We start from the raw sequence: 11,161 nt of genomic DNA, 5'->3' as shown, positions 1-11,161 counted from the left end.
ACCCGGCTAGCCCTGGCAGGGGTTGCCGCGCGGGTGCGCGTCGGTGCCCCGGTAGCCGACCTTGGCCTCGCCCACCACGACCTTCACCAGCAGCGCGTCGAGCACCACCGCCCGCTGCACCAGCCCGTCCGCCGTGCGCTCGGTGCTGTTGAGCCGCAGCGAGCCGACCACCAGCGGGATCGTCACCGGCTGCGAGCCCACCACGGTCACCGGGACGCCGTTGACCTTCAGCGAGTCGATCGCCGACCCGCCCGCGAACCTCGGCTCCAGCCCGTGCTCGCCCGCCACGCAGGTCACCGACGCCTCCGACCGGATCACGCCCAGCTCGACGCTCACCCCGAGCGTGCTGATCGTCGTCGTCTCCACCAGCGCCCGCGACACCACCGAGTCGCCCTCGGCCGCCGGGCTCGCCGACGGGTCGTCCGGCGTCTGGTCGGTGCTCGCAGACAGGGCGTTGAGCCGCACGTTCAGCAGCCCCGAGCCCAGGTTCCCCTGGAGCACGGTCTGGGCCGCCTCCGCGCACGGCGCGTTCGGCGGGTTCGCCACCACCGGCTCGATCCCCGCCACGTTCGCCACGCTCGCCCGGCAGGTGAACTGGCCGTCGCGGTCGTCGTCCAGGATCGTGCCCACGCCCTCGCCGTCGGACACCGCCGCGCCCGCGACCTCGCTCAGCCGCACCGCGAACGTCTCGTCCAGCTCGTCCACGGCGTCGGACACCAGCGGCACCGCGACCGCCTTCGTCGTCTCACCGGGCGCGAACGTCAGCACCTGCGAGGTCGCCGCGTAGTCGTCGGGCGCGACCGCCGAACCGTCCGAGGTGGACGCCCGCACCGTCACCGGCTTCGTGCTCGGCCGGTCCAGCGACACGGCGAACACCGCCTGCCCGTCGCCCTCGGACGCGGTCGCGTCGCCCACCCGAACACCGGGCACGTGCACCTTGGTGCGCTCCACGAACCCGAGCGAGCGCCCGTCCACCTGGTAGTCCACCGAGCAGTGGTAGGTGCCCGCAGGAGTGCCCGGCTTGACCTCGATCGTCTCGGTGAACTCGGCCTTGGCCCCGCTGGTCACCGTCCGCGCCGACGGCTCGTTGCGCACCGACAGCCGCGCGTCGCACGAGGTCACCTTTGGCGTCACGGTCACCGGCACCTCGCGCACGCCGTCCAGGATCGCCCTGGCCACCTGGTCCGGCGGCACCTTGTTGAGCAGCACGCCCCCGGTCTCCCGCGCGATCCGGCTCGCCTGCCCGCCCGCGTCCAGGCCGCTGCCCGAGTCGCCCACGTTGACCGCGACCACCCGCACACCCGCCGCGCGCAGCGCGCCGATCGCGTCCGCCAGCGACCGGCCGAGCACCGGGTCGTGCGAGGGCGCGTCGCCGAACCAGGCGACGATGCGCGTGCTGTCCGGCCGGAAGCCCGTCGCGCCCTTGCCGATCTGGTAGAGCGCGTTGATCGCGGACTCCGGGAAGTCCCCGCCACCCGCGGCGGCCCACTGGCCGATGCCCGCGCGCACCGCGCCCCGGTCGGCGGTCAGCGCCTGGTCGACCCGGAACGCGAACGCGTCCCCGGTGTCCCGGTACTCCGCCACCGCGAACTGCGCGGCGGGCTGCGCGGCCAGCACCTGCCCGGTGACCGCGTCGGCGTTGGAGCGCACGCTCGCGATCGCCGCGCCCATGCTGCCGGTGGTGTCGGCGAGCAGCACCAGGTCCGGCTTCGGCGGCACGGCCGGGGTGGTGACCTTCTTCGCGACCTGGGCGCTCTGGCCGGGGCCGAGCACCACCTCGACGTCGGAGGGGACGACCTGCGCGGAGGCCGGTGGCGCGGCGCTGACGGCGGTCGTCGTCGCGGCCCACAGGGCTAACGCGAGAACCGCTGTCCTGCGGACGGGGCCGCGCTTCCCGGAACTGCGGGGGAAAAGCGGGGGAGGTCCGTACGAGGACCTGGCGACGGGCATGGGTGAACCCTTCCGGGAGCACTGCTCGAGAAGTGCGGGAACCAGCGGGGGAATCATCGAGGCGGTGCGGGAAGGGGGCAATTACCTGGAGGTATGACCGTTCCGGGCGCGAATCCACCGGGGGTGGCGCGTTTGGTTCACCGGGGTGGACAGCACCGATTAGTGCGGCCACGTTCGGCCTACGCCACGCGGGTTTTCGCACCGGTCGGAAAAATCGTGGGGCCCCCCGCAGGGGTGACGCCGTTCGGTGCGAAAAAAGGCGCGCGGGACTGCTCCGAATGCCCTGGGCCCGGTGCGGAAATGCGGAGCGGCGGTTCCTAGCGGATCGGGGCCCCGGTGAGCGCGGCGAGCTGGTCGGCGTACTCGATGCGGTCCACCCAGTCCTGCGGCCACCCGGACATGCCGTGCGCGGCGCCCGCGAACGCGCCCGCCAGCGCGGCGATCGAGTCCGAGTCGCCGCCGGTGCGCGCGGCCCGCACGAGCGCGGCCACCGGGTCGTCCGCGTGCCGGACCGCGCACTGCAACCCGGTCGCCAGCGCCTCCTCGGCGATCCAGCCCTCGCCGGTGCCCAGGCACGGGTCCGCGCCGTCGTCGGGCCGGGCCAGCACGTCGACCAGCGCCTGGAGCGCGGCGGCGCACTCGTCCCAGCCCGCGCGGGCGAACGCCACCGGCGAGGCTGCGCCCGCCACCTCCCACAGCTCGCCCAGCCAGTCCGCGCGGTAGCGCTCGCGCTCGCTCGCGCACCGGTCGAGCAGGAGCGCGGGCAGTTCGACCAGGTCCGCGCGGTCCACCAGCAGCCGGGTCGCCAGCGCGGTCAGCTCGGAGGCGGCCAGCCCGGTCGGGTGGCCGTGCGTCATGGCCGCCTGGAGCTGGGAGATCCCGGCCAGCAGGTCCAGGTCCAGACCGGGGACCAGCCCGACCGGGGTGACCCGCATGTTCGCCCCGCACCCCTTGGACGCGGGCATCGTCGCGGCCGTCCACGGCAGGCCCTCGGCCAGCCCGCCCACCGCGCGCAGGCAGGTCGTGCCGGGCGCCCGGTTGTTGTCGGGGCTGTGCGCCCACGCCACGAACCGCTCGCGCAGCCGGGGCTCCAGCGCCTCCGGGGTCGGCTCGGCCGCGTCGCGCAGCGCCCACGCCACCGCGAGCGCCATCTGGGTGTCGTCGGTGACCAGCGCCGGATCGCCCTCCAGGCGGTCGGGGCCGTCGCCGTAGCGCTGCTGGATCTGCTCGACGGACAGGAACTCGGTCGGCTTGGCCAGCGAGTCGCCGAAGGCGAGCCCGTAGAACGATCCTGCGACGCGGTCCACGGGAACCACCCTAACCCGCGCCGGTTCCCGACCACCGGCCGCGCGACCCCGGCGACACCGGACCCGCGACGGTCACCCCGACCCCGAAGCCCCGCCGCCCGCGCACCGCCCGCACGGGCACACTGGGGGAGCCGCCGCCGTCCGCGAGCACCGAGGAGCACCCATGCCTCACCCTCCCGGCGACGCCGTCACCTCCGTCGCCCTGTCGCTGGCGCACCTGCCGCTGCCCACCCCGGTCAGCGACGCGAAAGTGCTCACCGGCAGGCAGAAGCCGCTCACCTCGGTGGCGCTGCTGCTCGCCGAGATCACCGCCGAGTCCGGGCTGACCGGGTTGGGCCTGGCGTACTCCAAGCGCGCGGGAGGTCCCGCTCTATACGCGCACGCCGCCGAGATCGCCCACGAGCTGATCGGCGAGGACCCCAGCGACGTGGACCGGTTGTGGCGCAAGCTGTCCTGGGCGGGCGCGTCGGTCGGCCGGGGCGGGCTGGCCGGGCAGGCGATCGCCGCGTTCGACATCGCCCTGTGGGACCTCAAGGCCAAGCGCGCGACCCTGCCGCTGGCCAAGCTCATCGGCGCCCACCGGGACGCGGTGCCCTGCTACAACACCTCTGGCGGGTTCCTGTCCGCGCCGCTGGAGCAGGTGCTCGACAACGTCGACCACGCGCGCTCGCGCGGCATCGGCGGCATCAAGGTCAAGGTCGGCCACCCCGACCCCGCGCAGGACCTCAAGCGGGTCGCGGCCGTGCGCGAGCACCTCGGCGACGGCGTCCCGCTCATGGTCGACGCCAATCAGCAGTGGGACCGGCCCCGCGCCGCGCGGGTCTGCCGCGAGCTGGAGCGGTTCGACCTGACCTGGATCGAGGAGCCGCTCGACGCGCACGACACCGCCGGGCACGCCGCCCTCGCCGCCGCGCTGGACACCCCGGTCGCCACCGGCGAGATGCTCACCTCCACCGCCGAGCACTGGGCGCTGATCACCGGCGGCGCGGCCGACTTCCTCCAGCCCGACGCGCCCAGGATCGGCGGCATCACCCCGTTCCTGCGCGTCGCGGCCCTCGCAGACCAGCACCACCTCGCGCTGGCCCCGCACTTCGTGATGGAGGTCCACCTGCACCTGGCCGCCGCCTACCCCGGCACCGCCTGGGTGGAGCACTTCGAGTGGCTGGAACCGCTGTTCCACGAGCGCGCCGAGGTCGTCGACGGCCGGATGGTGGTCCCGGACCGGCCGGGCCTGGGGCTCACGCTCACCGACCAGGCTCGCGCGTGGACGGTCGAGCGCACCACCGTCACCGGTCCGCAGTGACCTGACCGGGTGAACCGCGACGAGGTGGCCTCGCCCACCCCGTCGCGGAACGCCGGTTTTTGTCGGACCCCCTCGCTACCTTGGCGCCAACCCAGGGGAACGAGGAGGACAGGGTGGACGAGGCACATCCCGACGCCGGGCTCATCGCCGCGGGCGCGGTGCTGCCGGGCCCGCGCGCCGCGGCGCCGGGCCAGGACGTGATCACGGCCAGGCGCTACGCGCACCCGGCCGCCCCCGGCCGCGCCGTGGTCCGGCTCGTCCCCGCCCTGCTCGCCCGCGCCGAGGACCTGACCTGCGACTACCTCGGGTTCGGCGAGCCCGAGCGGGTCCACGAGGTCGGCACCGGCAAGCGGGTCGCGCTCGGCTTCCCGGCCTGGGCGCTGGCCAACGACCCGGACAACGGGCACCACGCGCTCGACCTGGTCAAGGACGTCGAGCGGCTCGGCGCGCTGGCCCGCTCGCGCGCCGAGGCCGCCAAGACCGGGTTCCTCGCGCTCGGCGAGCGGCTCGCCAGGTCCGCCCCGCACTTCCTGCCCACCCTGTACGAGCAGGCCGGTCGCGCGTTCCTGGCGCACGGCGGCACGAGCTACGCGGGCATCATGTTCGGCAAGGCCAGACAGGCCGAGGAGGTGCACAGCCTCCCGCTGGACGTCGAGCGGCTGCGCGAGGTGTTCCTGGAGTTCGCGTTCGCGGGCGCGCTGACCGTGAAGGCGCTGACCTCGTTCGCGAAGTCACTGCAGGGCAGGCTCGACCCAATCGAGGCCTACGAGCTGGTGCTCGACCTGTGCGTGCGGCGCTGCGCGGGCGGCCTCGCCCCGCACAACTCCATGCCCGACGACCTGCGCAGGCTCGCCGCCGCCGCCGGGCTCGACCAGGACGCCGAGGACGAGCGGCTGCTCGCCCGCCTGCTCGGCCTGCGCGGCGTCTCCCGCGCGGGCGGCAAGTTCTGGAAGCGCTACCGCCCCGCCCTGCTGCGGCTGTCCGCGAAGGACCCGGCGCTCGCCCCCCGGCTGCTGGAGCTGGTCCCGGACGACCGCGACGACCTGGACGACTGGCTCGACCTGCTGGAGGCCTGCGGGGCGACCGCGCACCTGGTCGACGGCACCGGCGCGGTCGGCGCGGCGGCCTGGCTGACGTCGGTGCTCCAGCTGCGCGACCTCTCCTGGGGCGGGGAGACCCCGCGCTCCGAACGCCTGCTGGCGCTGGTCGAGCGCCTCGCCCCCCGGCTGACCGCCGGCACCACCCCGGTCCGCTTCCCGCACACCTGGCGGCAGGGCGAGCTGGACCTGCTCGACCTGCTGCTCACCCTGGACGTCCCGTTCGAGCTGGTGCACGAGACGGGGGAGCGGCGCAACCTCGCCGTCGACGACTGGCTCTCCGACGTGCTGCCCGGCCGCCGCGACCTGACCGCGCTCGCCGCCTCCGAGCGCACCCGCGCCGACCTGGGCGCCGGTCTGGTCGCGCACCTGTCCGACGCGGGCTCGTCGGGCCTGGCCAACCCGGCGGCCGTGCGCGCGGCGATGGCCGTGCCCGGCCTGCGCGCGGCGCTGTCCGCCTGGCTGGCCGTGCGGGTCACCGCGCTCGGCGCCACCGGTCTGCTCGACCTGGAGCGGCACCTGGCCGAGCTGGGCCCGCTGGGCGTGCCCGAGGCGTTCGCCGTGCTGCCCGAGGCCGCCGAGACCATCGCGGACGCCGACGTCACCGCCCTGCTCGCCTCGGTGCTGCGGACCGGTCTGCTGGACGAGCTGGGCTGGCCCGCGCTGGACCGCGCGGCCGGGCTGCTCGGCGCGGACGCCGAGATCGCGGGCGAGGGCTGGCCCGCGCTGGTGCTGCGCGCGGGCGAGGAGTTCGCCGTGGCCGGGCCGGACGGGGTGCTGGCCGAGCACCGCTCCCGCGTGCCGCTGGAGCGCAGGCACGACTGGGACTACGCGCCGACCGCCTGGTGGTTCGACGGCAGGCTGCTGGTGCGCTGGCACGCGAACTACGGCGAGGAGCTCGCGTACTGGAGCGACGCGCCGACGGTGCTGTTCGACCCGCTCAGCGAGGTCGACCCCTACCAGAACCGCGAGGCCGTGCCGTCCCTCGCGCTGCCCGGCGGGGCCCGCTGCACCGGTGGCCGCGCGGTCAGCCCCGGTGACACCCACGTGCCGTTCCCGCGCCCGGTGCACGGCGACGGCGCGAACCTGTGGGTCGAGACCGGCGTCGGCTGGCGCGAGGTCGACCCGGCGACCGGCGACCTGGGGCGGTCGAGCCTGCCCGCCTTCCTGGAGGAGTTCGGCGCGCCGCGCGAGCTGGACGCCTGCCACCTGCGACCGGTCGGTCCGGGAACGGAGGCGAGCCCGCTCGGCGCGTCCGGCGGGCTGCACGGCTGGCGGGTCCGGGCCGAGCCGGACGGCTCCTGGCTGGGCGAGGGCGTGGACGGGCGCGTGGCGCGGCAGCCGCGCGAGGCCGGTGCGCCCGCCGGGTTGCTCGACCTGCCCGGCGGCGCGCGGCTGGTGGTGCGCGCCGAGTACGAGACGATCGAGCTGCGCGACACCTCGGGCGCGCTGCTGGCGACCTTCGACGTCGGCGAGCGCCGCCCGGAGGGCGCCTCGGGCACTCCGCTGGTGCCGCCGGTCGCCTGGTGGCACGCGCTGCGGCCCCGCGACGAGACCGGTTCCGCCGCGCTGCGGGCGGTCACCGAGGAGGACGCGCGCGAGCTGATCACCGCCGCGCTGGCGACGGCCGAGACCGCGCTGCCCGCCGTGATCGCGGCGGAGGTGGCGCTGCTGCGCGCGGGTGGGGGCGGGGCGTTCGCCGGGGAGCCGGGCGCGGGGGAGCCGGACACCGGGAAGTCGGACACCGGGCGCTCGAACGCCGCTCCGGCCGAGGTCCGCGCACAACCGGGACAGGCCGGTGACGCGTCCTCCCCGGCCACCGGGGTCAGCGGGCCGGTCACCGGGTCCGACGATCCGGCGGCCGGGTCCGGCGATCCGGCCGCCGGGCGGTTCACGGCGCTGGCCCGCGCGGTAGCCGAGCGGCTGCCCGCCCTGACCCACCCCGAACTGCTGATCGCCGTGGTCGCCGAGATCCGCAGGGCCGCGCGCCTCCAGCAGGGGTTCCGGGCGTTCGCGCGGGTCGCCGAGGCGGCCAGGCTGATCGACGACTCCGCGCGCCCCGCCACGCCCGAGTCCGCCGTGCTCACCGACACCGGCATCAACCGGGCGGTCAACTGGTTCGCCTCCCACACCGAGGACGACGTGTCCGGGCCGCCGTCCGCGCTGCCCGACCTGCTGGCGGCGCTGGTCGCGGCCTCGGTCGACCCGGCGCCGGGACCGCTGCCCGAGGTGTCCTCCCTGGACTGGGGCAGGGTCATCCCGCACCTGCGGTCCCTCGTGCACCGGGCCGCCTCGCCGTTCACCCCGCCGGGGCAGCGCGCCGTGCTCGCCGAACTGCTGCGGGTGCTGGTGTCCAGCCCGATCGCGGACGGTTCCGGCCGGTGGCGGTTCGTGGAGCTGGTGCTGCCCGAGCGTGGCCCCCACCCGGAGAACCGGGTGACGCCGACCGGTGACGGGTTCGTCGCGCTGTTCGAGGAGAGCTGGCTGGACGTGCCCGGCCGCAGCTTCGAGGGCCTGCAGTTCGGCCGCGACGGGTTCGCGCTGCCCGAGGGCTGGCGGCTGAGCGAGCACTGGCCGCTCGACCCTGGGATCGACCGGGACGCGGTGTCCGCGTTCCTGGACGCGCTGGCCGAGCGCGGACCCGCGCCGTGGCGGCCGGAGGCGGTCGACCGGCTGGTCGAGCTGACCGGTCTCAGCGGTTCCGAGGCCACCGTGCTGCTGGCCGGGATGCCGGGCGTGGGCGCGTGGGGCGGCAACTACCTGGGCACCGCCCTGCGCAAGGAGCTGGGCCTGTCCCGCGACGCCGCGCTCGTCGCCAAGGCCACCCTGGGCCCGCTGGAGGACGACGCGCGCGGCCTCCTCCTCAACGCCGCCGTGCCCGCCGACCCGCTGCGCCTGTGGACCGAGGGCCCGGACGTGGCCGCCGTGGCCGAGGTGTGGAACAGCGAGCACGGCCGCCGCACCCCGGTGCCGGAGGACCTGCTGATCGCGGCGCACAAGGCGTTCGGCCGCGACGACATCGCCGCGCTGCTCGTCGGCCTGGTCAACCCGGACCGCGCGACCTGGCTGACCACCGACGGCGGCCAGCGCTTCGACGGGGTCGAGCTGGAGCAGGGCGACGAGGCCGGGTTCGGCTCGGACCACCTGGACGTGCTGCCCCGCCTGCTGACCTGGCTCGGCTACCACCTTCCCGGCGGTTCGCCGCTGCGCGCGGAGCTGTCCCGCGCGCTCGACCTGGCCAGGGCGCGGGCGCACTCACCCGCGTTCCTGGTGGAGCTGGGGGCGTGGGAGGAGAACCGGAAGGTCGAGAAGCTGCTCGGCGTGCCCGCGCTGGAGTCGGGCAAGGTGCTGGTGCACCGGGGTTTCGTGGAGGTGGCCGCGGAGGACGACTACTGCACTGTCGCGGTGCGGCCGGGCCTGGTCGGTCAGGCGGACCGGGACCTCGTGGTGGCGCTGGCGAAGGCGCTCGACGGCGAGGCGGTCCTGGACGACCTGGACCTGCTGCGCTCGGAGGGCCTGGCGACCCTGTGCGCTCCGCCTGCCGACGTCTCGAACGCCGCAGGCGCCGCAAGCTCCCAGGACCCGGCGACGTACGCCCAGGACCCGAACAACTCGGTCCCGAACCTGGTGGCGGAGGCGGCGGAGGCGCTGGGCCTCTCACCCGACGCGGCGACCCTGTACCTCCAACTCCTCGCGCTGCCCGACCCGACCGACGCGAACGCGGCCCGCTGGACCGGCTGGAAGCCCGCGCGCCTGCGCAAGGCGAGGACCGAACTGGCCGACACCGACCTGGTCCTGACCGCGAAGCGCGCCAGGGCGGGCCGAACCCTGTTCCTGCCGGGCGGCTGGCACGACCTCCCCACCCCGGCCCTGCCGGTGGAGACCTGGAAGGAACGCCTGTACCCGCTGCCGGAGCACCCGGAGGGCCCGGTGCTGCCAGCGGAACCGGTGGCGTCCCTGTTCACCGGGGCGTGGGCGCGGTTCCGGGCGGGCGAGGTCCCCGCCTACGAGAAGCTCGGCGAGCAGAGGAGCCGCCGCTGACACCCGAGAGACCGGACCGGCGGCCCACCGCACCACCCGGTGGTGGGCAAATCGCCTGGACAGGTTCCGCGCCCTGTGCGTTGATCATCCGTGTGCCACCGGGGCGCGCGGACGATCACCGAGGGGAGCGCGGGGCATGACCACTGTGGACGAGGCCGTGAAGCGGGGCTGGGCGAACGCGCGGCCGGACGACCCGGAGCCGACCGTCGACCACTTCCGGGCGCTGCTGGCCGAGCACCCGGACGACGTGGTGGCGCTGTTCGAGTACGCGGGTTCGCTCGACTACGCGGGCCACGAGGCCGAGGCCGTCCCGGCGTACGAGCGCGCCTTCGCGGCGGGCCTGGACGGCGACCGGCTGCGGCAGGGCCTGATCCAGTACGGCAGCACCCTGCGCAACCTGGACAGGCACGACGAGGCCATCGCCGCGCTGGAGCGCGCGGACCGCGAGTTCCCCGGCCACGACTCGGTCCGAGCCTTCCTGGCGCTGGCGCTGACCAGCGCGGGCCGAGCCCCCGAGGCCGTGGCGCTGCTGCTCACCCTGGCGGTCGACCGCGTGGACAGCCCCGACCTCCAGCAGTACCAGCGAGCCCTGCGCGGCTACGCCGCAGAACTGGCGAACTGACCGAACCACGAACCGGACCACGGCGCCTTTGGACGCAGCGCCGGCCCTGGGGCCCGGACCTGGGCCTGAAGCCCGGACCAGGAGCCCGGACCAGGAGCCCGGACCAGGGCACTGAGGCGACTGGGACCGGAGACGTTGCTCTGGCGGGGTCACTGGGGCGATCGACGCTGCCCGCATTGCGCTGGCCGGGGCGACTTGCGCTGGCGGCTTTGCCCTGGCCGAGAGCGGGATGACTGGGCTCGGCCGCGTCGCCCTGTCCGGAGCGCTGCGGCCGTCGGCACTGGCCATGTTGCCCGGCTGGCACCGGGGCGATCGGTGTTGATCATGGTGCTCTGGCCGGACTGCCGGACTGCCGGACTGCCGGACTGCCGGACTGCCGGACTGCCGGACTGCCGGACTGCCGGACTGCCGGACTGCCGGAGAGCGTTTTATCTGGCCGGGGTGCCTGGGTCGGGGGCGGCCACTTTGCCCTGTTCAGGGCGGACTGGCCGGTACCGGTGCGCCTCTGGCGCGGCGGCCCGGCAGGCGGGGGTCGCACGCGTCGGTGGTCAGTTCGCGGGTGGTGTCGTGCCGGTGGTGGCCGTGGTCGCCCCGCCCACCGTCGCCGAGTCGCTCGTGGACGTCGAGGTGGTGGTCGGCGACTCCTCGGTGGTCGGCGCGGGGGCGGTGTCGGTGACCTCTCCTATCGTGGGAACCGTGGTCACCTGGGTGGTGGTCGGCGTGGTCGGGGGAGAGGTGACCACCGGCTGAGGCTTGTTCTGCACCGTCACCCCGCAGGCCGAGCACAGCAGCAGCACCAGGCCCAGCACACCCCCGAGCCGCACCTCACCCATGCCCACCC

General features: G+C 75.4%; 6 protein-coding genes. 3 read left to right on the top strand and 3 right to left on the bottom strand.

What is annotated here, in order from left to right:
• Window positions 1-6: 6 nt before the first annotated feature.
• Together LV78_RS14515 and LV78_RS14510 are read right to left on the bottom strand one after the other, a co-directional pair.
• Window positions 7-1,950: a Calx-beta domain-containing protein gene (locus LV78_RS14515; RefSeq protein WP_253845796.1), complete on the bottom strand. Its 1,944-nt coding sequence runs from the start codon at window positions 1,948-1,950 to the stop codon at window positions 7-9.
• Window positions 1,951-2,267: 317 nt separating this feature from the next.
• Window positions 2,268-3,257: an ADP-ribosylglycohydrolase family protein gene (locus LV78_RS14510; RefSeq protein ID WP_253845795.1), complete on the bottom strand. Its 990-nt coding sequence runs from the start codon at window positions 3,255-3,257 to the stop codon at window positions 2,268-2,270.
• A 163-nt stretch (window positions 3,258-3,420) separates the two neighbouring features.
• Between LV78_RS14510 and LV78_RS14505 the strand changes: the two genes are divergently transcribed.
• From LV78_RS14505 to LV78_RS14495, 3 genes are all read left to right on the top strand, one after another.
• Window positions 3,421-4,560, top strand: a complete 1,140-nt coding sequence (locus LV78_RS14505; RefSeq protein ID WP_253845794.1) for an L-talarate/galactarate dehydratase — start codon at window positions 3,421-3,423, stop codon at window positions 4,558-4,560.
• Window positions 4,561-4,673: 113 nt separating this feature from the next.
• Entirely contained in the window at window positions 4,674-9,698 is a 5,025-nt protein-coding gene (locus tag LV78_RS14500) for a hypothetical protein (RefSeq protein WP_253845793.1), read from the top strand.
• 136 nt (window positions 9,699-9,834) lie between these two features.
• Window positions 9,835-10,320, top strand: coding sequence for a tetratricopeptide repeat protein (locus LV78_RS14495; RefSeq protein ID WP_253845792.1), 486 nt, complete (start codon window positions 9,835-9,837; stop codon window positions 10,318-10,320).
• Between the two features lie 548 nt (window positions 10,321-10,868).
• On the opposite strand, the gene LV78_RS14490 is transcribed toward LV78_RS14495, so the two are convergent.
• Window positions 10,869-11,153 carry a hypothetical protein gene (locus tag LV78_RS14490; RefSeq protein ID WP_253845791.1) on the bottom strand — a complete coding sequence of 95 codons (285 nt, stop codon included), beginning with the start codon at window positions 11,151-11,153 and terminating at the stop codon, window positions 10,869-10,871.
• Window positions 11,154-11,161 lie beyond the last annotated feature (8 nt).

The sequence above is a fragment of the Actinosynnema pretiosum genome, assembly GCF_024171695.1.
Lineage (GTDB): Bacteria > Actinomycetota > Actinomycetes > Mycobacteriales > Pseudonocardiaceae > Actinosynnema > Actinosynnema pretiosum.
Note: the sequence above shows the minus strand (reverse complement) of the source record. Positions and strands in the feature narration are given on the sequence as shown.